Origin of the sequence: Nocardioides sp. YR527 (assembly GCF_900101045.1) — a bacterium.
Lineage (GTDB): Bacteria > Actinomycetota > Actinomycetes > Propionibacteriales > Nocardioidaceae > Nocardioides.
The window spans coordinates 148,450-171,034 of sequence record NZ_FNFN01000006.1 but is presented as its reverse complement, the minus strand read 5'-3'; the positions used below and the strand labels follow the sequence as shown (position 1 = coordinate 171,034).

Annotated in this window: 24 protein-coding genes and 2 tRNA genes; 9 read left to right on the top strand and 17 right to left on the bottom strand. The window is 69.7% G+C overall.

The annotated features are described in order from the left end of the window. Window positions 1-56: 56 nt before the first annotated feature. From tig to BLT25_RS19180, 6 genes are all read right to left on the bottom strand, one after another. Window positions 57-1,445 (bottom strand): trigger factor, encoded by a 1,389-nt coding sequence (tig, locus tag BLT25_RS19205; protein WP_091049259.1) that lies wholly within the window; start codon window positions 1,443-1,445, stop codon window positions 57-59. A gap of 57 nt (window positions 1,446-1,502) precedes the next feature. Then, window positions 1,503-1,575, bottom strand: a tRNA-Pro gene (locus tag BLT25_RS19200). Between the two features lie 35 nt (window positions 1,576-1,610). Next, window positions 1,611-1,684, bottom strand: a tRNA-Gly gene (locus BLT25_RS19195). A gap of 105 nt (window positions 1,685-1,789) precedes the next feature. Then, complete coding sequence (locus tag BLT25_RS19190) at window positions 1,790-2,866, bottom strand: PP2C family protein-serine/threonine phosphatase (protein WP_091049256.1); 1,077 nt, start codon at window positions 2,864-2,866, stop codon at window positions 1,790-1,792. Window positions 2,867-2,932: 66 nt separating this feature from the next. Then, window positions 2,933-3,775, bottom strand: a complete 843-nt coding sequence (locus BLT25_RS19185; protein WP_091049254.1) for an Fpg/Nei family DNA glycosylase — start codon at window positions 3,773-3,775, stop codon at window positions 2,933-2,935. Window positions 3,776-3,782: 7 nt separating this feature from the next. Next, window positions 3,783-4,301, bottom strand: a complete 519-nt coding sequence (locus BLT25_RS19180) for a ribose-5-phosphate isomerase (RefSeq protein WP_091049251.1) — start codon at window positions 4,299-4,301, stop codon at window positions 3,783-3,785. Window positions 4,302-4,395: 94 nt separating this feature from the next. Between BLT25_RS19180 and BLT25_RS19175 the strand changes: the two genes are divergently transcribed. Next, window positions 4,396-5,619 carry an inositol monophosphatase family protein gene (locus tag BLT25_RS19175; RefSeq protein ID WP_256328682.1) on the top strand — a complete coding sequence of 408 codons (1,224 nt, stop codon included), beginning with the start codon at window positions 4,396-4,398 and terminating at the stop codon, window positions 5,617-5,619. A 7-nt stretch (window positions 5,620-5,626) separates the two neighbouring features. Here the strand turns inward: BLT25_RS19175 and BLT25_RS19170 are convergent, their stop codons facing one another. From BLT25_RS19170 to BLT25_RS19160, 3 genes are read right to left on the bottom strand one after another with little or no spacing between them, the layout of a single operon-like run. After that, window positions 5,627-6,199: an LURP-one-related family protein gene (locus BLT25_RS19170; protein ID WP_091049250.1), complete on the bottom strand. Its 573-nt coding sequence runs from the start codon at window positions 6,197-6,199 to the stop codon at window positions 5,627-5,629. 18 nt (window positions 6,200-6,217) lie between these two features. After that, entirely contained in the window at window positions 6,218-6,862 is a 645-nt protein-coding gene (locus BLT25_RS19165; RefSeq protein WP_091049247.1) for a class I SAM-dependent methyltransferase, read from the bottom strand. Beyond that, complete coding sequence (locus BLT25_RS19160) at window positions 6,859-7,752, bottom strand: alpha/beta hydrolase (RefSeq protein ID WP_091049245.1); 894 nt, start codon at window positions 7,750-7,752, stop codon at window positions 6,859-6,861. The genes BLT25_RS19165 and BLT25_RS19160 overlap by 4 nt, the downstream gene beginning before the upstream one ends. 39 nt (window positions 7,753-7,791) lie before the next feature. On the opposite strand from BLT25_RS19160, the gene cls reads away from it, so the two are divergent. The 4 genes from cls (at window position 7,792) to BLT25_RS19140 (ending at window position 11,833) form a co-directional block, all read left to right on the top strand. Continuing rightward, a complete protein-coding gene (cls, locus tag BLT25_RS19155; protein WP_256328681.1) occupies window positions 7,792-9,264 on the top strand; it encodes a cardiolipin synthase in 1,473 nt (490 codons plus the stop codon). 71 nt (window positions 9,265-9,335) lie between these two features. Then, window positions 9,336-10,598 carry a hypothetical protein gene (locus BLT25_RS19150; RefSeq protein ID WP_091049243.1) on the top strand — a complete coding sequence of 421 codons (1,263 nt, stop codon included), beginning with the start codon at window positions 9,336-9,338 and terminating at the stop codon, window positions 10,596-10,598. Window positions 10,599-10,640: 42 nt separating this feature from the next. Next, window positions 10,641-11,120, top strand: a complete 480-nt coding sequence (locus BLT25_RS19145; protein ID WP_091049240.1) for a thioredoxin family protein — start codon at window positions 10,641-10,643, stop codon at window positions 11,118-11,120. After that, complete coding sequence (locus BLT25_RS19140) at window positions 11,117-11,833, top strand: cytochrome c biogenesis CcdA family protein (RefSeq protein WP_091049238.1); 717 nt, start codon at window positions 11,117-11,119, stop codon at window positions 11,831-11,833. The genes BLT25_RS19145 and BLT25_RS19140 overlap by 4 nt, the downstream gene beginning before the upstream one ends. On the opposite strand, the gene BLT25_RS19135 is transcribed toward BLT25_RS19140, so the two are convergent. The 6 genes from BLT25_RS19135 to BLT25_RS19110 all read right to left on the bottom strand — a co-directional run bounded on the left by BLT25_RS19135 (window position 11,817) and on the right by BLT25_RS19110 (window position 16,710). Continuing rightward, a complete protein-coding gene (locus BLT25_RS19135; RefSeq protein WP_091049236.1) occupies window positions 11,817-12,605 on the bottom strand; it encodes a 2-phosphosulfolactate phosphatase in 789 nt (262 codons plus the stop codon). The genes BLT25_RS19140 and BLT25_RS19135 overlap by 17 nt on opposite strands. A gap of 171 nt (window positions 12,606-12,776) precedes the next feature. Further along, a complete protein-coding gene (rdgB, locus tag BLT25_RS19130; protein WP_091049233.1) occupies window positions 12,777-13,391 on the bottom strand; it encodes an RdgB/HAM1 family non-canonical purine NTP pyrophosphatase in 615 nt (204 codons plus the stop codon). Continuing rightward, window positions 13,381-14,088: a ribonuclease PH gene (gene rph / locus BLT25_RS19125; protein ID WP_008358602.1), complete on the bottom strand. Its 708-nt coding sequence runs from the start codon at window positions 14,086-14,088 to the stop codon at window positions 13,381-13,383. The genes rdgB and rph overlap by 11 nt, the downstream gene beginning before the upstream one ends. 9 nt (window positions 14,089-14,097) lie before the next feature. Then, window positions 14,098-14,874 carry an SGNH/GDSL hydrolase family protein gene (locus BLT25_RS19120; RefSeq protein ID WP_091049231.1) on the bottom strand — a complete coding sequence of 259 codons (777 nt, stop codon included), beginning with the start codon at window positions 14,872-14,874 and terminating at the stop codon, window positions 14,098-14,100. A 73-nt stretch (window positions 14,875-14,947) separates the two neighbouring features. After that, complete coding sequence (locus BLT25_RS19115; protein WP_091049228.1) at window positions 14,948-15,784, bottom strand: hypothetical protein; 837 nt, start codon at window positions 15,782-15,784, stop codon at window positions 14,948-14,950. After that, the gene (locus BLT25_RS19110) at window positions 15,781-16,710 is read right to left on the bottom strand and encodes an ABC transporter ATP-binding protein (protein WP_176884058.1); all 930 of its coding nucleotides are present in this window, start codon (window positions 16,708-16,710) and stop codon (window positions 15,781-15,783) included. Before BLT25_RS19110 ends, BLT25_RS19115 begins: the two co-directional genes overlap by 4 nt. A 133-nt stretch (window positions 16,711-16,843) precedes the next feature. Between BLT25_RS19110 and BLT25_RS19105 the strand changes: the two genes are divergently transcribed. Together BLT25_RS19105 and BLT25_RS19100 are read left to right on the top strand one after the other, a co-directional pair. Beyond that, entirely contained in the window at window positions 16,844-18,004 is a 1,161-nt protein-coding gene (locus tag BLT25_RS19105; RefSeq protein WP_256328680.1) for a sensor histidine kinase, read from the top strand. Next, a complete protein-coding gene (locus tag BLT25_RS19100; RefSeq protein WP_091050057.1) occupies window positions 18,001-18,687 on the top strand; it encodes a response regulator in 687 nt (228 codons plus the stop codon). Before BLT25_RS19105 ends, BLT25_RS19100 begins: the two co-directional genes overlap by 4 nt. A gap of 24 nt (window positions 18,688-18,711) precedes the next feature. Here BLT25_RS19100 and BLT25_RS19095 read toward each other — a convergent pair whose 3' ends face one another. Next, window positions 18,712-19,482, bottom strand: coding sequence for an MBL fold metallo-hydrolase (locus BLT25_RS19095; RefSeq protein ID WP_256328679.1), 771 nt, complete (start codon window positions 19,480-19,482; stop codon window positions 18,712-18,714). Beyond that, window positions 19,479-20,336 carry a glutamate racemase gene (gene murI, locus BLT25_RS19090; protein ID WP_091049222.1) on the bottom strand — a complete coding sequence of 286 codons (858 nt, stop codon included), beginning with the start codon at window positions 20,334-20,336 and terminating at the stop codon, window positions 19,479-19,481. Before murI ends, BLT25_RS19095 begins: the two co-directional genes overlap by 4 nt. A 118-nt stretch (window positions 20,337-20,454) precedes the next feature. Between murI and BLT25_RS19085 the strand changes: the two genes are divergently transcribed. Continuing rightward, window positions 20,455-21,453 (top strand): alkaline phosphatase family protein, encoded by a 999-nt coding sequence (locus tag BLT25_RS19085; protein ID WP_091049219.1) that lies wholly within the window; start codon window positions 20,455-20,457, stop codon window positions 21,451-21,453. A gap of 42 nt (window positions 21,454-21,495) precedes the next feature. Next, the gene (locus tag BLT25_RS19080; RefSeq protein ID WP_176884053.1) at window positions 21,496-22,515 is read left to right on the top strand and encodes an alkaline phosphatase family protein; all 1,020 of its coding nucleotides are present in this window, start codon (window positions 21,496-21,498) and stop codon (window positions 22,513-22,515) included. Window positions 22,516-22,585: the final 70 nt, after the last annotated feature.

Genomic DNA, 22,585 nt, shown 5'->3' with positions numbered 1-22,585 from the left:
AAACGACAGCGCCCCCGCCGTGAGGCAGGGGCGCTGTGACGTACGTCAGAGGGTGATCAGGCGTCGGCCTTCTCGGTCTCCTCCGGAGCCTCGGCCTCAGCCTCGGGCTCGTCCTCACCGATGGTGCCGTCGGGGCGGAGGTTCTTCAGCTCGACGTGGTTGCCGGACTCGTCGGTGACCTTGGCGGCCTCGACGAGCTGGGCCAGCGCCTTGCCGCGCAGGATCTCCTGGACCAGCTCGGGCACGTGGTTGTGCTCGAGCATGTGGTTGACGAACTCCTGCGGGTCCTGACCGGACTGCTGCGCACGGCGCATCATGTGCTCGGTCAGCTCCTGCTGCTCGACCCCGATCTCCTTCTCCTTGGCGATCTGGTCGAGGATCAGCTGAGCGGCGACGGCGTCACGAACGCGGCGCTCGAGGTCGGCCTCGAACTCCTCGATCGTCTGCTCCTCGTCCTCGAGGTACTTCTCGAAGGTGAGGCCGGCGAAGCCGAGCTGCTGCTCGATGCCCTCGCGGCGCGCGTTGAGCTCGTCGGTGACGATGCTCTCCGGCAGCGGGATCTCGATCTGCTCCAGGAGCGCCTCGAGGACGGCGTCACGGGCGGCAGCGGCCTGCTCGAGGCGCTTGCCGTTGCCGAGGCGGCCGCGGACGTCCTCCTCGAGCTCCTTGACGGTGTCGAACTCGCTGGCGAGCTGGGCGAAGTCGTCGTCGTAGGCCGGGAGCTCCTGCTCCTGGACCTGGTTGACGGTGACGTTGACGTCGACCTCCTGGCCGATCAGCTCACCGCCGACGAGGGTGCTCTTGAAGTCCGTGGACTCACTGGCGGAGAGACCGACGATGGCCTCGTCGAGGCCGTCGAGCATGCCGCCCTTGCCGACCTGGTAGCTCATCCCGACGGCCTCGGCGCCCTCGACGTCCTCGCCGTCCTTGGTCGCCTTCAGGTCGATGACCACGAAGTCGCCGTCGGCGGCGGCGCGCTCGACGTCCTTGAGAGTGCCGAAGCGCTCGCGCATCGCCTGGATCTGCTCCTCGACGTCGGCGTCGGTGAGCTCGATGTCGTCGACCTTCGCCTCGATGCCCTCGTAGTCGGGCAGCGTGATCTCGGGCTTGATGTCGACCTCGGCGGTGAACTCCAGGGTCTCGTTGTCCTCGAGTTTGGTGACCTCGATCTCGGGCTGCGCGAGCGGCTCGAGCGAGTTCTCCTGGAGGGCTTCGAAGTACATCTGCGGGAGGACGTTGTTGACCGCCTCGGAGAGCACCGCACCGCGGCCGACCTGCTTGTCGATCACCTGGGGCGGGACCTTGCCCCGGCGGAAGCCGGGGACGTTGATCTGCTTGGCGATCTGCTTGTACGCCGCGTCGAGGCTCGGCTTGAGCTCCTCGAAGGGCACCTCGACGGTCAGCTTGGCCCGGGTCGGGCTCAACGTCTCGACGGCGCTCTTCACAGGGTGTCTCCTGTCGTTTGTTTCTGAGAATGATGTCGCGTGCAGGGCTATGAAATGTCGGGGCGACAGGACTCGAACCTGCGGTCTCCTGCTCCCAAAGCAGGCGCGCTAGCCACTACGCTACGCCCCGTCAAGGGCCCCTCCCCAATCAGCGGGAATGACACTTGGAGCGGATGACGGGAATCGAACCCGCGTAATCAGTTTGGAAGACTGAGGCTCTACCATTGAGCTACATCCGCGCACGCGAGAGCCAGCGCCCTCGTGCGACCTGGGAAATCCTGCCATAGATCTGGCTCACACCTGTAACCGGCTCCCCTACCGGCCGGTTCGCGGGGTCGGCCGGGTCACCTTCGCCCGACCGCGACGAGCGCGCGATCGTCGGAGCTGGCGCTCAGTCCCTCGAGCAGACGGCGCGCTCCCCCACCACGGCCGGTGACCGCGAGGTGGTCGGCGGTGGCGACCAGGTTGCCGATGCCGTGCTCGAGATCGACTCCTCGCGCCTCCACGACGCCGTCGGTGTAGAGCATCACCATGTCGCCCACCCCGAGCACTCCCTCGCAGGCGTCGAACTCGACGTCGTCGATGAGCCCCAGCACCGGGCCGTTGCTCTCGGCCTCCTCCCAGCGACCGGTGGCGGCACGGCGCAGGAGGGCGGGCGGGTGGCCGGCCGAGCGGATCTCGTACGCACCGTCGGTCAGGTCGATCGAGAGGTAGACCGCGGTCGCGAAGCCCTCCTGCCAGTCCTGGCGGATCAGGTAGCGGTTGGCGGCGGGGAGGAACTCGCTCGGCGGGAGTGCGCCGAGGAGGCCCCCGAACGCGCCGGAGAGCTGGAGCGCCCGGGTGCCGGCGCGCACCCCTTTTCCGGAGACGTCGACGACGACGACCTCGAGCCGGTCCTCGACCCGCACCGCCACCACGAGGTCGCCGGCGAACTGGGTGCCACCGGCCGGCAGGACCGCGGAGTCGGCGAGCCATCCGGGAGGCATCGGCGGGATCGCACCCTGATCGAGCTTGCGGGTCAGGTCGCGGAGCATCACCTCGTTGCTCAGACCGCCCACCCCGAGGTCGGTGCGGCGCTCCCCCACGAACAGCAGGATGAAGCCGAGCATGAAGTGGACGCCGATGGCGACGGCGTCCCGGTCGGAGAGGGTCAGGCGGCTGGCGGCGACCACGATCATGACCATCACGAAGACGACGAACCAGCTCAACGTACGCGGCCCGAGCAGCACCCCGCCGAGCAGCAGCGGGACGGTGAGGACCGCCACCGGGACCACCTGCAGCCAGCCCGTCTGAGCGGCCGCGAGGACCGTCAGGACGATCGTGAGCGGGCCGAGCCACAGCACCGCTCGCAGCTCCGGGTCACGGAGTCTGCGGCGAAGGGAGTTGCTTCGCAGGCGGTCCGCGAAGGCATGGCTCGACATGGCCTCACTCTAGGTCTCGGGGTGGGGGCTGCGTGGTCGTTCTCGCAGGCCGGAGAGTAGTGCGGGCTACTTCTTTACGGTCGTCCGGGGCCGGTAGGTGCGCTGGCACTTCGGGCACCAGAACAGGTTGCGCTGCTGCAGCTCGGTGGTGCGTACGCTCGTGCCGCACACCAGGCACGGCTGGCCGTGGCGGCGGTAGACGTAGACCTCGCCGCCGTGGTCGTCCTTGCGTGGCGGACGGCCCATCGCCTCGGGGGTGTGCTCGTCGCGGACGGTGTCGATGCGGTTCCTCTGCACGCCGAGCTTCATGAGCTCGACCAGGTCGTCCCAGATGGCGTCCCACTGCTGCCTGCGCAGGGTGTTGCCCGGGCGCATCGGGTCGATCCGGTGCCGGAAGAGCACCTCGGCCCGGTAGACGTTGCCCACCCCGGCCAGGACGGACTGGTCCATCAGCAGCGCGCCGATGGTCGTGCGGCTCCGGCTGATCCGCAGCCACGCCCGACCCGGGTCGGCGTCGTCGCGCAGCGGGTCCGGGCCGAGCTTCGCGACCACCGCGTCCCGCTGGGCCGCGGTGACCAGGTTGCACGTGTTGGCGCCGCGCAGGTCTGCGTACGTCTCGCTGCCGGCCAGGCGGAGCCTGACCTGGCCGACGGGCAGCGGCGGTTCATCGACGTACGGCTTGAGGTCGAGCTTGCCGTAGAGGCCGAGGTGGATGTGGACGAACTGCTCCCCCGGGAACTCCAGGAACAGCTGCTTGCCCCATGCCTCGGCACCGGTGAGAACCTGGGCGTCGAGGAGCGCGGCGGAGTCGGCGAACCGGCCCTGCGGGCTGCTGACCCGGACCTGCTGGCCGGCGAACGCGTCGCTCAGATCGAGTGCGAGACGATGGAGGGTGTGCCCCTCGGGCATCCCCGGATCAGTCCTGGTCCTCGGCGGGCCCCAGGCCCTTGGCCGAGTCGGGAAGCGGCGGCCGTACGCCGTCCGCGTCGTAGGCGTGGAGCTGGTCGATGCGGCGGACGTGCCGCTCGTCCTGGCTGAACGGCTCGGCCAGGAAGATCTCGACGAACTTCGTCATGTCCTCGAGGCTGTGCATCCGGCCGCCGACGGCGACCACCTGGGCGTTGTTGTGGTCGCGGGCGAGCTTGGCGGTCTCCTCGCTCCACGCGAGCGCGCAGCGGATGCCGGTCACCTTGTTGGCCGCCATCTGCTCGCCGTTGCCCGATCCGCCGATCACGACACCGAGGCTGTCGAGCCCCTGCTCACGCTCACGAGCCACGCCCTCGGCCGCCCGGATGCAGAAGACCGGGTAGTCGTCGAGTGCGTCGTAGACGAACGGGCCGTGGTCGACAGGCTCGTAGCCGAGCTCGGTCAGACGGTTGATCAGGTGGGACTTCAGTTCGAGACCGGCGTGGTCACAGCCGATGTGGACGCGCATGCCTCCATCCTCTCCCACGGCTGCTGGTTCTTCGGATTCGGTGGCCGTAAAACCACCCCCACGAGCACCCCGTCCACCGATAGATTGCCCGACCGTGGACCAGTGGAAGACGATGGACGACATCCTCGCGGCGCGAACCAGGTTCGAGACGGCCATCGACGGCTGGGCTCCCCCGGCCGCCCACGGCGTGGGCCTGCGGCCATCGGCCGCCCCCGACCACCAGCCGGAGCACTTCCCCCTGGTCAACGCCTACGGCCACCGCCTCCCGGCAGTGGTGATCGCGACGGTCGTCGGCCACACCGCCGGGACGGCGGCGTACCGGCTGACGCGGGAGGAGCTCGAGCGGGCGATCGAGCTGATCTCCCCGGCGGAGGCGTACCTCGACTACGACCATCCCAACCTGGGGAGCTGGCGCGACCGGATCCTGCCGGCGCTGACCGAGGATCCGGAGGCCGAGGTGGTGGCGGTGTTCATCGGCGAGGAGCCTGAGGAGTCCCCCGACCCCGCGATCGACGCCTTCCGGGCGGCGTTCCCCGACCATGCCGTCGCGATCGCGGCCGCCACGGCAGGTGCGGAGGTCGTCAGAAAGATGTACGGCACCGACCTGAGCCACTTCGACAAGTCGCCGACAGACTTCGCGACCGAGGCGGACCTCGCCTCGGAGAAGGCGATCCGGGAGACGATCGCGACGTACCGGCCCGAGGACGCCTTCGAGGGCGAGGAGACCGGGCGCAGCGGCGACAGCGAGCGGAGATGGCTGGTCGACCCGCTCTGCGGGACTCTCAACTACGCCGCCCAGACACCGCTCGCCGCGGTGAACGTCGCGCTCGTGACACCCAACGGCGTCGAGACGGCAGTCTCGGCGGATCCGATCAGCGAGGAGATCTTCTGGACCGATAGCGCCTCGGCCTGGTTGCGCCAGGGCGGCGGCGACACCGTCCTGACCCCGAGCCCGCGCACCCGGCTCGTCGACATCCAGTGCGACGGCATGCTCGACCGGCCGTTCGTCGGCGGGCAGCTCGTCGCCGACCCGCGCCTACGAGCCCAGTTCGGCCCGCGCGTGATGTCCTCCGCCCTCGCGGTCGCCTGGGTCTCGGCCGGCCGGCGGGCGGCGTACGTCACCGACGGCCACCTGGACGGGAGCGTCCACTTCACCGCAGGCATCGCGCTGTGCCAGGCCGCCGGCTGCGTCGTCACCGACCTCAACGGCGACCCGATCCACACCGGTCGCGGGATGATCGCCGCGGCCGACGCGGCCACCCACCAGCTGCTGCTGGATCTGGTCCGCCCGCACCTGGCGGCGGCGGACGGACCCTGAGCTCGGCTCAGCGCTGCATCAGCGCGTCCATCGCGACCGCGAGGGCAGCGGCGACCCGGAAGTCGACGCGCGGGTCGTGGACGGTGACCGTGTACTTGTCACGGAAGGCGAAGCGGCGCTCGATCGAGATCAGCGGCTGGCCCTGCGAGGACACGTAGTCGAAGTGGATCGGAAGGAAGTCGAGCTCGGTGAAGCGACGCAGGATGGCGACCACCTGGTTGCGCTCCTGACCGGTGCCGGCGTAGCCGGGGCCCTCGACCTGGAACGTCGAGCGCAGCAGGCTCTTGCCGAAGTCCTTGCGGAAGAAGCCGAGCGCGGCACCGCTCGGGTCGGTGACGTCGTAGCCGGCGTTGAGGTCCATCACCGCCCGCGCCTTGAACGCGAAGACGGCCTGCGACTTCGACTCGTCGGCGTAGAACGTCACCTGCTCCTTGAATGCCAGCCGCTTCTGCTGCGCGAAGGCGAGCACCTGCCCCTCCGAGCCGTCGGCGTTGGCGGCCTGGGCGACGTACTTGTTGGCGAAGGGCGTCACCTTCTGGCGGAGGAAGAAGCGGGGGACGTGGTACGGCTGCTGCGTCATGCGCGCAACCTATCGGCCTCACCGCCGGCGCGCGACGAGATAGGCCTGCGGCGTGCGCTCCCAGTTCTCGGCGGAACGCACCACGGTCGCGGTGACCTCGAAACCCGCCTCCTCCAGCAGGGCGCTGGTCGCCTCGACCGGGAGCCGGTAGCCGTCGAAGGTGACGTCGTGGCCGTAGGCGCCGATGTGGCGTACGTGCTCGTCCCCGACCTGGAACGCGGTCACGAACCGGCCGCCGCGGCGGGTGACCCGGGCGAGCTCGGCGATGACGTCGGGCCGGCGCGCGGGCGGGGTGTGGATGAGGGAGTACCACGCCAGCACCCCGGCGAGCTCACCGTCGCGAAGCGGGAGGCGGGCCATGTCGCCGACCTCGAACCGGAGCGTCGGATGCCGCTCCTTGGCCTGCGCGATCATGCCGGTCGACAGATCGACCCCGAAGACGTCGAGCCCCCGCTCGGCCAGATAGGCCGTCACCCGGCCGGGCCCGCAGCCGATGTCGCCGACGAGCCCGCCACCGTCCTTGCGTACGTAGCCGACGAACGTGTCGAGGACACCGGCGTCGAACGAGGTCTCGGTGACCGTCGGGTCGACGATCTCGGCGTACGCCTTGGAGACCGTGTCGTAGGCAGCCCGGACCTCGGTGACGTCGTAGGGCTCCGTCACGGGCGACTCCTCAAGCTGTGCTGGTTCAAGAAGGCAGCGGTCATCGCCATCACCGACTCCGCGGCCGGGAAGGTCTGGCCATGGCGCCAGAAACCGTGGATCTGGCCGACGGCGCGGAAGGCGACCACCTCGACGCCGAGATCGGCCAGCCGGAGCGCGAAGTCCTCGTTCTCGTCGGTGAGGATGTCGCCCTCGGCGCTGACGATCAGCGTCGGCGGCAGGCTGCGAAGCTCCTCGTCGGAGGCGAGGTAGGGGCCGAGGTCGGGGTTGCGGAGATCGGCCTCGGTGGCGGCGTACTGCTTCCAGTACCAGGCCGCCTCCTCGTTCCAGCCGTCCTCCATCGTGTAGCCCGGGGTGCTCATCGACGGGTCGAGGAACGGGTAGACCAGCACCATCGCGCCGAAGACCCCCGGGTTGCGCAGCGCCGCGACGAGGGCGAGGTTGCCGCCGGCGCTGTCGCCGTGGACGTACGCCGGCAGGGTGCTCAGCAGCGGGTCGTTGCCCAGCCACTTGAGGACCGTGTCGACGTCGTCGGGAGCCGCGGGAAAAGGGTGCTCCGGAGGCCTGCGGTAGTCGACCGACAGCACCCTCAGCCCGCTCCGGTTGGCCAGCCGCCGGCACGCGGCGTCGTGGACCTCGACGTCGTTGAAGACGAAGCCACCGCCGTGGAGGTGGACGATCACCCCCTCGCGTACGTCCTCGGGGGTGTAGAGCCGGCACGGAACGCCGTCGGCGTCGATCCCGGCGACCTCCGCGACCTCCTCCTTCGCCTCGGCCGCGGCCAGCTTGCGGGCCTGGTCGCGCTGAGCGGCGACGTCGACCTCCCACACCGGCGGCGAGGCCTCCTCGGCAGCGATGGCACGGCGGGCGGCAGGGAAGAGTCGAACCATGCCAGAAGATTCCCACACGAGTGGCCGTGGTGCATGCTGATGCGCATGACAGTGGCGGGGGTCATGGGGACCTCGATCTACATCATCGACCTGCTGATCAAGATCATCGCGCTCGGGGTTGTGCCGAAGAACCGGCGTCCGGGGACCGCGATGGCCTGGCTGCTGGCGATCTTCATCGTCCCGGGGCTCGGCCTGATCGGCTACCTGCTGCTCGGACAGACGCGGCTCGACCGGCGGCGTCACGAGCGGCAGCGGGCGCTCAACGACGAGGTGACCAGGTACGTCGACGGCCTACCGAGGCCGCCGTACCCGGACTCGATCACACAGGTCGACGCGACCACGATCGAGCTCAACGAACGGCTCGGCTCGCTGCCTGCGACGACCGGGAACAAGATCGAGCTCATCGCCGACTACGGCGCCTCGATCGAGGCGATGACCGCGGCGGTGGACCGGGCCGAGAGCTTCGTGCACGTGCAGTTCTACATCACCGCCTGCGACCACGTCACCGAGCCGTTCTTCGACGCCCTCGACCGAGCGGCCGCGCGTGGGGTGCGCGTGCGCCTCCTCCTCGACCACCTGGGTTCGCGTGGCATCCCGCTCTGGCGTCAGCTGGTCAAACGCCTCAACGCCTCCGACATCGACTGGCACCCGCTGCTGCCGATCAACCCGCTGCGCGGCCAGATCCGCAGGCCGGACCTGCGCAACCATCGCAAGCTCCTGGTCGTCGACGGTCGGGTCGCCGTCACCGGGTCGCAGAACCTCATCGAGCCCGGCTACAACAAGCCGAAGAACCACAAGGCGGGCCGCGAGTGGGTCGAGCTGACCGCTCTGATCGAAGGTCCGCTGGTCTCGGCGCTCAACGTCATGTTCGCCAGCGACTGGGACACCGAGACCGGCGAGCTGCTCAGATCCGAGCTCGCCGTCTCCGCGTCGGTGGCGACGGCCGGCTCGCGGGTCGGCGACGTCACCGGCCAGATCGTGCCGAGCGGGCCCGGCATCGACGCCGAGAACAACCTGCGCGCCTTCACCTCGCTGATCTACGCGGCCAAGGAGCGGATCTCGATCACCAGCCCCTACTTCGTGCCCGACGAGTCGCTCCTCTACGCCGTCACGACCGCCGCCCAGCGCGGCGTCGCGGTGGAGCTTTTCGTCAGCGAGGGCAAGGACCAGTTCATGGTCTACCACGCCCAGCGCTCCTACTACGAGGCGCTGCTCCGGGCCGGGGTCCGGATCTACCTCTACCCCAAGCCCGCGGTCCTGCACGCCAAGCACTTCAGCATCGATGACGAGGTCGCCGTGCTCGGCTCGAGCAACATGGACATGCGTTCCTTCGCCCTCAACTACGAGGTCTCGCTGATGCTCTTCGACGGCGACCCGGTCACCCAGATGCGGAAGGTCGAGGACAGCTACCGGGCCATGTCGCGAGAGCTGCTGCTCGAGGAGTGGCTCGCCCGGCCGAAGGTCGCGGCGTACGTCGACAACGTGCTGCGCCTCACCGCCGCCCTCCAGTGAGCCCGAGGAGCACGGCGACTCCCGCGAAGAATTCGGCGGCGGGTTCGGCGGCGGCTCCCTAGACTCCCGCCGTGGACCTTCGAGCACGCGCTGCGACGCTCGCGGTCCTGGCCTTCCTGGGCTTCGTCGCCGCCGGCTGCGCGGATCTTCCCGGGAGCGCCGGGCCTTCCCCAGCACCGTCGCATCCTCCGTACGACCCCACCCCGGCCGACTTCGAGGCGGTCGAGGACCTGCTCGCCGAGCGCGCGACGGCGGCCCTGCAGGGCGACGAGGCGGCCTTCCTCGCCACCGTCGACCCCCGCGACGACAAGCTCGTCGACCAGCAGCAGACGATCTTCACCAACCTCCAGCAGCTTCCGCTGAAGTCGCTCGCCTACCGGGTGAAGACCCTCGACCGCACCCCGGACGAGGTCCGCAACGACGGGGCCCTCTTCGCTCCGCAGGTCACCGAGGTGGCCCAGCTCGAGGAGGCCCACCGGGCACCGGTCGCCAACGCGACGGACATGACCTTCGTACGCCACGACGGTGGCTGGGTGATCGGACGGGACCGCGCCGCACCCGAAGACAGGTACAGCCGGCCGTGGTTCGGCGGGCCGGTCTCGGTCGCGACCGGACGGTCGGTCGTCGTGGTCACCGAGCGCGACGGGCCGACCGTTGCCGCCGAACTGTTGGACCGGGTCGACACCGCCCGCGCCGACATCAAGGCGGCCCTCGCCTCCGTCTGGACCGGCGAGAAGAACGAGACGCCGCTGCTCGTCGACGCGACGTACAACGGCCAGCCACCCGCGGACAGCTTCAGCGACGACAACGGCGCCGCCGCGGTGACCTACTGGGTCGACGCGATCGGGCCCATGTCAGGTTTCGCCGGAGCCGTCGTCAAGGACAACCCGGTCGCGAACAACCGGCTGGCCACCGACGAACACACGCTTCGTCACGAGCTGACCCATGTCTACGGCCCGGCGGTGGTGCCGACCTGGGTGAGCGAGGGACTCGCCGAGTATCTCGCGGGCTGCAAGGCCAACATCTGTGGCGAGGACGAGCAGCGCGACGTCCTGTTGGAGCACGAGCGAGCCATTCCGTACGACGTCGAGTGGGGCGATGAAGGGTCGATCGACTATGCCATCTCCCATGCGGCGGTCTCGTGGCTGATCGACGAGAACGGTGGCCTCGAGAAGTTCATCGCGTTCTGCAACGACTTCTATCTCCACCTGCCGAGCAACTCCGGGGACCTTCACGACGGCACCGGCAAGGCTCTGAAGGCGTCGTACGGCCTCTCCGAGAAGCAGCTGATCAACGGCACCTGGTCGTGGCTCGAGGATCTTCCTGTGAACTGACCCGAACCCATCCTTCACCGAAAGTGCTCCGAACCCAGACACGTGAACTCTCGAATCATCGCCGCACTCGCGCTGCTCTGCCTCGTCGTTGCCGGATGTGGCAGCGCTGGCACGGACGCCGCCGACACCGCAGCCCCGCCGGACTCCTCGATGTCTGCGAGCGTGTCGGCGAGCAGCGCGGCCGAGACGCCCATGGACGAATCCGCCTGCGCAGGCCGCTACGTCGACTACTCCGAGACGGCCGTCGCCGAGGAGTGCTACACCGACACGATCCTCTTCTTCCACGCATCGTGGTGCCCGGAGTGCCGTGCGTTCGAGAAGGCGATCGAGAACGGGACCGTGCCGAAGAAGGCCCAGATCCTGAAGGTCGACTACGACTCGGCCACGGACCTGCGGAAGAAGTACGAGGTGACCATCCAGTCCACCTTCGTACGCGTCGATACGACCGGCGAGCGGGTCAAACTGTGGTCGGGCTACGGCCAGGACAAATCGGTCGACGCCATCCTCGAGAACACCCGGTGACCCTGCTGCTCGCGTCGTTCCTCGCCGGCGCGCTCTCGGTGCTCGCCCCGTGCGTGGTGGCGTTCGTGCCGGCCGTGTTCTCCCGCGGGACCGGCGAGCGCCGGCCGTGGGTGGCGGTGGCCGCGCTCGGCGTCTCCGTCATCGTGTTCAGCGTCGTGCTCAAGTCCACGACCCTGCTGATCGACGTCCCACCACGGTTCTGGAGCCTCGTCTCCGGCTTCATCGTGGCACTCTTCGGCGTCGTTATGATCTGGCCACGGCTGTGGGACGCGGTGGCCTTCCGCCTCGGGCTCGGATCGCGCGCCCAGGAGCGTCTGGCCCGGGCGAGCACCCGTCGCGGGATCGGCGGCGACATCCTCCTGGGCGCGAGCATGGGTCCGGTCTTCAGCGCCTGCAGCCCGACGTACGCCCTGATCGTGGCAGTCATCCTGCCCGCCGAGCCGCTGCGCGGGCTCGGCTACCTGCTCGCGTACGTCGCGGGCCTGACGCTCCTGCTGGCCGCAGTCATGGCGGGCGGACGGGCGCTGATCGCCCGGCTCAGGTGGGCGATCGACCCCGAGGGCGCGTTCCACAAGGTGCTCGGCGTCGTCCTCGTGCTCATCGGCGTCGCGATCGCGACCGGGCTCGACAAGACCCTGCTCACCCTGCTCGTGGAGCAGGGGCTCTTCGACTGGCAGATCGGTCTGGAGGGCCGGCTCAGCGCGGATCGGTGAGCCCGTCCGTGGCCGCCCGGAACGACCGGCCGCAAAGGAGCGGCACCACCGACGAGCCGTCCATCTCGGAGGCGACCTCGACGTCGTCGGCGTAGCCCTTCGCGGTCAGCTCCCGGCCACCGGCGCAGGCGTGGAGCGCATCCGGGAGATCGGCCGCGCGGAAGGCGTCGCGTGCCATCGCGGCCTCGGGTGAGAGATCGCCCGCGAAGCCGGCGCAGTCGAGAGCGGCCAGGACCGCCCCGGCACCCCAGAGGTCCTCGACCGCGGGGCGGAGCGTGCCGTCCGGCCACCGCTCCCCCGACGCGATGAAGGCGACGCTCGCACCCTCGGCGCAGCGAGGAGCCAGCCACTCGGCGACCGCGGCGCGGTTGCGGAGCGACGCGCCGAGGACCGTGGCGCCGCCGTCAGCGAGCAGGGTGCTGATCGTCGAGCCGTTGGGTGAGGGCAGCACGAGACGACGGACTCCCTCGGCCCGGTGCAGCGACGCGGGCGAGAGCGAGGGCCGGCCCGGGACCGCGTCCTGACGTTGCACCGCGAGAACGGCGCCGTGCTCACGTGCGTACGCCTCCGCGCGGTCGTCCCGCCACCGGAACGGGAGCACCTCGATCCCGCGCTCGACCGCGACCGTCAGCGTCGTGGTGAACGAGAGCACGTCCACCACGACGGCGATGTCCACCGGCCCGACCGCCTTCGCGCCCACCGGCCCCCACTCGAGCCGGACTCGATAGGCGTGCTGCCGGTGCTGCTGGTCGAAGTCGGGCTGACAGTTCACGAGCCGTGAGTGTAGAAGTCAGCCAGACGTTGGATGGCTTCCGCCTTGGTCATCGCCCGTACCTCCGCCTCGGGGATACGCGCCTCCTGGATCAGGACCCGGAGCACTCCCATCGGGATCGCCTCGCGCGGCTCCGGCACCTGGCTGCGCGAGGGGAGAGCCCGCGGCGGCTCAGGCCAGCAGCTTGGCCATCTGCGGCGCGATCTCGCGCAGGGCGCGACCGCGGTGGGAGATGGCGTCCTTCTCCTCGATCGACAGCTCCGCAGACGTACGTCCGTCCTCGGTGTCGACCGCGACGAACAGGACGTCGTAGCCGAACCCGCCGTCACCGCGGACCTCGCGGATGATCCGGCCGTCCATGCGGCCCTCGACCACGATCTCGCCACCGTCCCAGACAAAGGCGATCGCACAGGCGAAGTGGGCGCCGCGGCGCTCGTCGGGGACGTCGGAGAGCTGAGCCAGGAGAAGCTCGTTGTTGCGCTGGTCCGACTTGGGCGGGCCACCCCAGCGTGCCGAGAGCACCCCGGGCATACCGTTGAGCGCGTCGACGCAGAGCCCCGAGTCGTCGGCGACGGTCGGCAGGCCGGTGGCCTTGAACCCGGCCCTGGCCTTGATCAGCGCATTGCCCTCGAAGTCAGGCGCGTCCTCCACCGGCTCGTCGTAGTGGGCGACGTCGTCGAGGCCGACGACCGAGACCCCGGGCACCAGCGGCGAGAGGATCCGGAACATCTCCTCCAGCTTCTTGGCGTTGCGCGAGGCGACGTGGACCTTCGGCTCAGCCGGCAAGTGCGGCCTCCTGCAGCTTGGTCAGGTCGGCGCAGCCCTTCTCGCCCAGCGCCAGCAGGGCGTCGAGCTCGGCGCGATCGAAGGCGACGCCCTCGGCGGTGCCCTGGACCTCGACGAACTTGCCCTCGCCGGTCATCACGATGTTCATGTCGGTCTCGGCGCGCACGTCCTCCTCGTAGGGGAGGTCGAGGCGCGGCACACCGTCGATGATCCCGACCGAGATCGCCGCGACGGAGCCGGTCAGCGCCTTGGAGACACCCAGCGAGGCGACCGCGTCGGCCAGCGCGACGTAGGCGCCGGTGATGGCAGCCGTGCGGGTGCCGCCGTCGGCCTGCAGTACGTCGCAGTCGATGTTGATGGTGTTCTCGCCGAGCGCCTTGTAGTCGATGACGGCGCGCAGCGAGCGCCCGACCAGTCGGGAGATCTCGTGCGTACGTCCGCCGATCTTGCCCTTCACCGACTCGCGGGAGGAGCGCTCGTGGGTGGAGGCGGGGAGCATGGCGTACTCCGCCGTCACCCAGCCCAGTCCGGAGCCCTTGCGCCAGCGCGGCACGCCCTCGGAGGCCGAGGCGGCGCACAGGACCCGGGTCTTGCCGAACTCGATGAGGACGGAACCGGCCGCGTGGTCGAGCCAGTTGCGGGTGATCTTGATGGGGCGCAGCTCGTCGTCGGCGCGCCCGTCAGCTCGTGTGGTCACGAGACCACCCTATGCAACCGGCGTCCGCTCCGGTCGAGCCGGTCGCGCCCAGGCCCGGCGCACCACCCAGGGCACCAGATCCCGCGCCCGCCGCCCCATCCACGGCACTCCCTCGCCGGCCATCCAGGCCAGGTCCTGCCGCCAGGTGGTCGGCAACCCGCCGGCCGGCTCCAGCGAAGGAGGCTCGAAGGTGAGGCCGTACGTCACCAGCTGCTCGCCGAGCTCGCGGGCGAGCCGGCGGTGGCCGAGCTCGGACGGATGCAGCCGGTCGGTGGACCAGTACATCCGCTCGTAGACGTCCGGAACGGCCCCGAAGTCGATCCGCAGCCCGCCGTAGGTCTTGTACGCCTCGTCCCACACCGCGTTGAGGTCGCCCGTACGCCGCTGCAGCGACCTCCGCATCCACCCCGGCAGCGGCCACAGCAGCGAGTGGTCGTGGAAGCGCGGCGTCATCAGCAGCGCACCCTCGCCGGAGAGCGCCTCCGCGCACGTCATCACGTCCTGGCGCAGCCGTACCGGATCCCAGCCGGAGCGCATCAGGTCGTTGAGACCGACGATCAGCGAGGCCAGATCCGGCCGGTGCGCGACCGCGTCGGCCAACTGGCTCTCCACGACGACGGCAGCGGTGCCGCCGATGCTCGCGGTGTTGCAGAACGAGACGTCGTACGTCGTTCCCAGAGCCTCGGCGAGGAGCCGGGCCCATCCTCGCCATCCTGTCGGGACAGGGTCGCCGAGGCCAACGGTGGCGCTGTCGCCCAGCGCCGCATAACGCAGGTAGTTGCCCACGGCTCACAACGGTGACGGGGGTGGGTGCCGAAGCACCCACCCCCGCGTGTCGTGTCGCGAACAGTCCGATGAACTACTTCAGCTCGGACTTGAGGACCCGCATCGTGCCGAGCACCAGCGGCAGCCCGACCCACAGCGCTATCGAGGTGGCCAGTCGGGCGATCCCGAGCGCTCCGTCCTCGACGGCGACTCCGGCCGCCTGCATCTCGTTGCCGGCGATGAAGGGCATCATCGCGACCTGCATCGAGATCCACGGGAAGACGTCCTGCGCCCAGTCGAAGATGAAGTAGAGGGCGCTGAAGACGGACGCCTCCAGGATCAGCGTGTAGCCGTAGTAGATGACCAGGGCGGCCGGGGTGTTGAGCAGCAGCATCGCGAACCCGAAGCCCATGAGCAGGTAGAGGATCTGCGTCGCCAGGGTCCAAGCGAGCGCCTCACCGGTCACGTTCCAGCTCGGGTCCGATCCAGCGATCGCCGCTCCCGCCACCGTCCCGATCGCACCGATGCCGACCGCGATGGCCATGGTCACGATGCCGAGGACGAAGACCGCGAGGAGCTTCGCGAAGACGACCTTGAGCCGGCTGGGCTCGAGGGTGAAGGTGACCATGTGGGTGCGCTGGCCCCACTCCTGGGTCACGATCATGATCGCCAGCACCGGCACCAGGAGCGAGACCGGGAACGAGAGGGCGCTCATCCAGGTCGATGCGTCCAGCGCGGACATGTCGGACAGCGCCGTGACGAGCAGGATGATGCCCGCGACCAGGGCGATGAGGCCACCGGTGATCATCAGCATGACCCGGCCGGCGCGCGTGTCGGTCATCTTGCGCCACTCGACCATCACCAGGCGCCCGAACGGCACCTTGGTGGCCGTGGGCAGCGGGGTCGACGGCGCTACGGATACGGCGCTCATGCGGAGGCTCCTTCGGGGTGGGCCGGCGCGATGGCCTCGCGCTGGGTCTCGGCGGTGAGCTGCAGGAAGATGTCCTCGAGCCCGGCGCCGCCGTCACGCAGGTCGGTGAGCACGACGCTCGCCTCCAGGGCCGCCTTGCCGACCTCGGCCGGTGCGGCGGAGACGCGCATGCCGGTGCCGATCGGCTCGACGCTGTAGCCCTTGGCCTTGAGCGCGACGGTGAGCGCCTCGTTGTCCAGCGCGGTGACCAGCGACTGGCCGACGGTGCCCTGGCTGGAGAGGATCTCGTCCTTGGTGCCCTCGGCCACGATGCGGCCGTTGCCGATGAGGATCAGCTCGTCGGCGATCTGCTCGACCTCGTGCAGCAGGTGGGAGGAGAGCAGGACGGTGCCGCCGCGGTCGGCGTACTCCTTCAGCAGGCCACGCATCCAGCGGATACCGGCCGGGTCGAGGCCGTTGGCCGGCTCGTCCAGGATCAGCACCTTGGGGTCACCGATCAGCGCGTGCGCGATGCCGAGGCGCTGCTTCATGCCCAGGGAGTAGTTCTTGATCCGGCGCTTGGCCTCCGACGGCGTCAGCGAGACCAGCTCGAGCATCTCGTCGACGCGCGACGTGGGCAGGCCCATCGTCATCGCGGCGAGCGTGAGCACCTCGCGGCCGGTGCGGCCGTCGTGCTGGGCGCTGGCGTCGAGCAGGACGCCGACGTGGCGGCCGGGATTGGGGAGGTCGGCATAGAGGCTGCCGTTGATCGTTGCCCGACCCTTGGTGGGGTTGGTCAGTCCGACCATGATGCGCATGGAGGTCGACTTGCCCGCGCCGTTCGGGCCGAGGAAGCCGGTGACTTTGCCGGCCTCGGCGGTGAACGACACGTCGTCGACCGCGGTGAAGGTCCCATAGACCCTCGTCAGTCCTTCGACTTTGATCATGGCGTACATCCTGCCGTGCCTCCGGCGCAGACTGCATCGGACATACGGATGACCCTCAACCCGACGAAAGTATGGGGCCGGGCGCGACCGCGGGATCCTGTGTCCCCGACCTCGGTTGACTAGCGTGTACGCCGTGCAGCAACCGTCGCCTGAGGCCTATCAGCCACGCCTGAGTCTGTGGGGGCACGTGTGGCGGTATCTCCTCGCGCTGGGGATCAGCGCCGTCGGCCTGGTCTCCAGCACCGACGGCTGGCCGGAATGGCGCTTCGCACTCGATCTCGGCCTCGGCGTCCTCTCCATGGTCCTGGTCTTCTGGCGCCGCCGCTGGCCGGTGGCGATCGCCACCTTCACCACGGTCGCCGGGGCGTTCTCGATCCTGTCCGCCGGAGCGTCCACCCTTGCACTGGTCTCCCTGGCGACCCGGCGCCGTTGGCGCGAGATCATCCCGATCTCCCTGCTCAACTTCGCCGCGGGCATGTTCTGGTTCGCGGTGATGGAGACCACCACCGCGGAGGAGATCCCGGGCATCCCGTTGTGGGGATTCAACCTCGGCGCCAACGTGGTGATCGTCGCCGCGATGGTCGCCTGGGGCATGTACATCGGCTCGCGACGCGAGCTGATCGCCACGCTCCGGCTCCGCGCCGAGACCGCCGAGGCCGAGCAGGCGCTGCGCGTCTCCCAGGCCCGCGAGACCGAGCGCCGGCGGATCGCCCGCGAGATGCACGACGTGCTCGCCCACCGCATCTCCCACATCTCCATGCAGGCCGGCGCGCTCGCCTACCGCGAGGACCTCTCCGCCGACCAGGTCCGGGGCGAGGTCGGCACCATCCGCGACGGCGCCCACCGGGCGCTCGACGACCTGCGGACCGTCCTCGGCGTGCTGCGCGGCAACGGTGAGGATCCCGAGACCGCGCCCCAGCCGACGTACGCCGACCTCGGTCGCCTCGTCGAGGAGGCCCGCACTGGCGGCATGAACATCACCTTCGAGGACGACGTCGAGGGCTCGCCGCCTGAGGCGGTCGGGCGGTCGATCTACCGGGTCGTGCAGGAGGGCATCACCAACGCGCGCAAGCATGCGCCGGGGGCGGCCCTGCAGGTGTCCTTGCAGGGCTCGGAGGAGCACGGGATCGACCTGTTGCTGCGCAACCGGCTCGGCTTCGACTCCAACACACCCGGCGCCGGGCTGGGCCTGATCGGGCTCACCGAGCGCGTCGATCTCGCGGGCGGACGGCTCGCGCACCGAACGGAAAAGGATGTCTTCATTCTCGAAGCATGGCTACCGTGGGGCCAGTGAGCAGCCCAGGGACCAGCCCAGAGACTCCGGTCAAGATCAAGGTGGGGATCGTCGACGACGACCCGCTGGTACGTTCGGCCCTCGGGCTGATGCTCGGCGGTCAGGCCGACATCGAGGTCGTCGGCGAGGCGACCGACGGCCAGGAGGCGCTCGCTCTGGTGCGTACCTCCGCGCCTGACGTGGTGCTGATGGACATCCGGATGCCCCGGATCAACGGCCTCGAGGCCACCCGGCGGGTGCTCACCGAGTCCCCGTCGCCGAGGGTCATCGTGCTGACCACGTTCGGTGCCGACGAGTACGTCGTGGACGCTCTCGCCGCCGGCGCCGACGGGTTCCTGCTCAAGGACACGCCGCCGCCCGAGATCGTTGCGGCGATCCGCGCGGTCGCCTCGGGCGAGCCGATCCTCTCCCCCAAGGCCACCCGCACCCTGATCACCCGGCTCCGCGCCGAGCCGACCGGCGAGCGCGCCGCTGCCGCCGGCCGCCGGCTCGAGGAGCTCACCGAGCGCGAGCACGAGGTCGCTCTCGCCGTCGGTCGCGGGCTGAGCAACGCCGAGATCGCCAAGGAGCTCTACCTCTCGATCCCCACCGTCAAGGCGCACGTGTCTCGCCTCTTCGACAAGCTCGGCGCCACCAACCGGGTTCAGATCGCGATCACCGTCCACGACGCCGGGCTGGTCTGAGCGCTCCCCCGCTGGTCGAGCGACTCAGACCGTGTAGACAGCTCCTGTCGCCGCCAGCTCGGTCGGCCCGTCGTACGCCGAGCGCGCTTCGCGGAGGGCGTCGGCGGAGTCGTGCCAGGGCGGGACGTGGGTGACGACGAGCTTCTTCACATGGGCCTTGGTGGCGTACTCGCCCGCGTGGACGCCGGTGATGTGCACCCCGGGCGGGTTCTCGACGCCGTCGCGGAAGGCGGCCTCGCAGACGAACAGGTCGGCGTCGGTGGCGATGTCGAGCAGCGCCTCGGTCTCGGCGGTGTCGCCGCTGTAGGCGATGACCTTGCCGTGGGCCTCGATCCGGAGCCCGTACGCATCGACCGGGTGCTCCACGGCCGTCGGAATGATCCGGAAGGGACCGAGATGGATCGGCCCGGTGTAGGTCGAGAACGCGAACTCCTCGCGCATCCCGGGGCGCTTGGGCAGGTCGTAGGCCTTCGCCAGGCGCCGGCCGGTGCCCTTGGGGCCGTAGACGGGGATCGGCGGCTGCGGGCCGGTCGGGTGCCACTTGCGGAGCACGTAGTAGGAGGTCATGTCGACGCAGTGGTCGGCGTGCAGGTGCGAGAGCAGGACCGCGTCGATCAGCAGCGGGTCGATGTAGCGCTGCAGGACCCCGAGCGCGCCGTTGCCCATGTCGAGGACGATCCGCCACGTACGTCCGGCATCGTCGTCGGCCTCGACGAGATAGCAGGAGGCGGGGCTGTCGGGCCCCGGATAGGAGCCGGAACATCCGATGACGGTCAGCCGCATCCCGGAGGTCATCCCATCCCCCCGGCGAACTGCTGGGCGGCGGCGAGCTCCGGGCCGAGGAAGCGGGCGCCGATCGCCTTGAACTCGGCGGGGTTGCCGGTGGTCAGGAACGTGTACGTCGGCTCCCCACCCTCGCGCATCAGGTCGTGCTCGGCCAGGACGCGGTAGACGTCCTTCGCCGACTCCTCGGCACTGCTGACCAGCGTCACGTTGTCGCCCATCACATAGGAGATCACACCAGTCAGGAGCGGGTAGTGGGTGCACCCGAGGATCAGCGTGTCGACCCCGGCACTGGTCAGCGGGTCCAGATACTCGTGCGCGGCGGCCAGGAGATCGTCGCCGCCGGTGATGCCGGCCTCGACGAACGGGACGAACTGCGGGCACGCCCGGGTGTGCAGCTCCACGTGCGGTGCGGCGGCGAAGGCGTCGTCGTAGGCCATCGACTCGGCCGTCGCACGGGTGCAGATGACCCCGATACGGCCGGTGCGCGACGCCGCGACGGCGCGGCGGGTCGCCGGCAGGATGACCTCGACGACGGGCAGCGGCCGGTAGCGCTCCCGGGCGTCGCGCAGCATCGCGGCCGAGGCCGAGTTGCACGCGATGACCAGCGCCTTCACACCCTGCGCGACGAGATGGTCGAGGCACTCCAAGGCGTACTCGCGCACCTCGGCGATCGGCTTGGGGCCGTAGGGGGCGCGGGCGGTGTCGCCGACGTACAGGATCGACTCGTGGGCGAGCTGGTCGATCACCGAGCGCGCCACGGTGAGACCACCGAAGCCCGAGTCGAAGATCCCGATCGGGGCGTCGCGATCGGGCTGGGCTGAACCCAGGGGCGAGGTCGAACCCAGCGGCGAGACGGACTGCACGATCGTCAAGGCTAGGCCCAAACACCGCCACTTCGCAGTGCTGGGGGTCACTCGAGACATACCCGAGATCCATCTCACGTTCATGAGCAGCGCACGAAACTGTTGTTAACGTCCGGTTATGACGATTTCTCGACGGTCGCTGGTGCTGGTGGTCATGATCGCCCTGCTGGGCGTCACGTTCGCGGTCGTCGAGCTGCCCGGGCGGCCCGCGCAGGCGGCGACGGCGAAGCGGGTGCTGGCGATCTCCGTCGACGGCCTGAGCGTGACCGCGATCGACAGGCTGGGTCCCAAGAGGCTGCCCAACATCTACCGGCTGATGCGTGGCGGCGCCTCGACCCGCGAGGCCCGCAGCGAGTACGAGCAGAACGTCACCCTGCCCAACCACACCTCGATGGTCACCAGCCGCCGGATCACCCGGGCCACCCACGGCCACGGGGTCACCTGGAACACCGACCGGTCGTGGATGACGGTGCAGAAGGCCGCCGGACACCCGGTCTCGTCGGTCTTCAGCCAGGTCGAGCGGACCGGCCGGAGCAGCGCCCTGTTCGCCTCGAAGTCGAAGTTCGGCCTCTTCGACCGCTCCTGGCCCTCGATCGACCGGTTCGTGGTCGACGGCGACGCCGACCTGGCCGCCCGGGCCGCCCGCGACCTGGCGAGCAAGAAGCGCGCCTTCACCTTCGTCCACCTCGGCTCCCCCGACCACTACGGCCACCGCGACGGCGGGATGAGCGCGGCCTACCGCGCCTCGGTGATCCGCACCGACGCCCGCATCGGTCGGCTGCTGAAGGCGATCGACTCCTCGACGACGCTGAAGCGGTCGACGTACGTCGTCCTCACCGCCGACCACGGCTTCAAGGCCGGGGCGAAGGACCACAGCGCGCACGTCTACGCCAACTACCGGATCCCGTTCGTCGTGTGGGGCCCCGGGGTCGCCCGCGGTGCCTCGCTCTATCGCCTCAACCCTGACTTCCGGGCGCCGGGGACGAGCCGGCCGACGTACGCCGGGAAGCAGCCGATCCGCAACGGCGACCTCGGCAACCTGGCCCTCGACCTGCTCGGCCTGGGTCCCATCCCCGGCAGCACGTTGAACTCAACTCAGTCACTAGACATTCGCTGAGCGTTCGCCCGGGGCGCCATCGGGTTCACTTAGGGTGTGCCGGTGCGTCGCCTCTTCCCTCTCCTCTCCGTCGGGATCTTCCTCGTCGTCGTGCTCGTCGTGGCCCTCACCGCGCTCCCGGACCGGGACGGCGAAGGCAGCAGGCGCGCGGAGCGTACGGCCACCCAGGTCGACCGGAAGGTGCTCGCGATCTCGATCGACGGGCTCAACCCGGATGCGTTGACGACGCTGGGGCCGGGGAGGACGCCCAACATCCACCGGCTGATCGACGAGGGCGCCTCGACGCTCAACGCCCGCACCGCCTACGAGAAGAACATCACCCTGCCCAACCACACCGGCATGGTCACCAGCGACCCGATCGACGCCGACGAGGGCGGCCACGGCGTCACCTGGAACGTCGGCGACCCGACCAGGTCCATCGCGAAGGACGAGGACTCGGTGTTCACCGTCGCCCACGAGGCCGGGCTCAGCACCGGGGTGTTCGTGACGAAGCAGAAGTTCGAGCTGTGGCAGCGGACCTGGGAGGACGACATCGACCTCTATGTGCCGATCGACGACCACGCCGAGCTGGTGCCGGAGGCGGTGAAGGACCTCGCCGACGAGCAGCGGGACCTCACCTTCGTACATCTGTCCCTGCCCGACGTCGCCGGTCACGAGTTCGGCGGGATGTCGCCGGAGTATCTGGATGCCGTCGAGGAGTCCGACGCCCAGGTCGGCGAGTTCCTCGACGTCGTCGACGCCGATCCCGGGTTGGCGAAGGAGCTCGACGTCATCCTCACCGCCGACCACGGCTTCAAGCCGGGCATCACCAACCACTCCGAGAAGGTCTACGAGAACTACCGGATCCCGTTCATCGTCTGGGGGCCGGACGCCGGCGCCGGCACGGACCTCTACGAGCTCAACGCCGATGACTACCGCGACCCCGGCAAGGGGCGCCCCGACTACGAAGGCCCTCGGCCCGTACGCAACGCCGACCTCGGCAACCTGGCCCTGGATCTCCTCGGCCTCGGACCCATCGGGACCAGCGACATCGGCAAGGACCAGACGCTCGACGTCAAATGACGTTTGCCTTAACCGTCCACGAGCACACACGCCCCTGAGGTACGTTTCGAACGTAACCTCCCCAAGGAGC

Bases quoted from the DNA above. Each gene is read 5' to 3' on its own strand.
- BLT25_RS19190 (WP_091049256.1), bottom strand. From the start codon at position 2,866: ATGTCGAGCCATGCCTTCGCGGACCGCCTGCGAAGCAACTCCCTTCGC.
- BLT25_RS19185 (WP_091049254.1), bottom strand. From the start codon at position 3,775: ATGCCCGAGGGGCACACCCTCCATCGTCTCGCACTCGATCTGAGCGAC.
- BLT25_RS19180 (WP_091049251.1), bottom strand. From the start codon at position 4,301: ATGCGCGTCCACATCGGCTGTGACCACGCCGGTCTCGAACTGAAGTCC.
- BLT25_RS19170 (WP_091049250.1), bottom strand. From the start codon at position 6,199: ATGACGCAGCAGCCGTACCACGTCCCCCGCTTCTTCCTCCGCCAGAAG.
- BLT25_RS19160 (WP_091049245.1), bottom strand. From the start codon at position 7,752: ATGGTTCGACTCTTCCCTGCCGCCCGCCGTGCCATCGCTGCCGAGGAG.
- cls (WP_256328681.1), top strand. From the start codon at position 7,792: ATGCGCATGACAGTGGCGGGGGTCATGGGGACCTCGATCTACATCATC.
- BLT25_RS19115 (WP_091049228.1), bottom strand. From the start codon at position 15,784: ATGAGCGCCGTATCCGTAGCGCCGTCGACCCCGCTGCCCACGGCCACC.
- BLT25_RS19110 (WP_176884058.1), bottom strand. From the start codon at position 16,710: ATGATCAAAGTCGAAGGACTGACGAGGGTCTATGGGACCTTCACCGCG.
- BLT25_RS19095 (WP_256328679.1), bottom strand. From the start codon at position 19,482: ATGACCTCCGGGATGCGGCTGACCGTCATCGGATGTTCCGGCTCCTAT.
- BLT25_RS19085 (WP_091049219.1), top strand. From the start codon at position 20,455: ATGACGATTTCTCGACGGTCGCTGGTGCTGGTGGTCATGATCGCCCTG.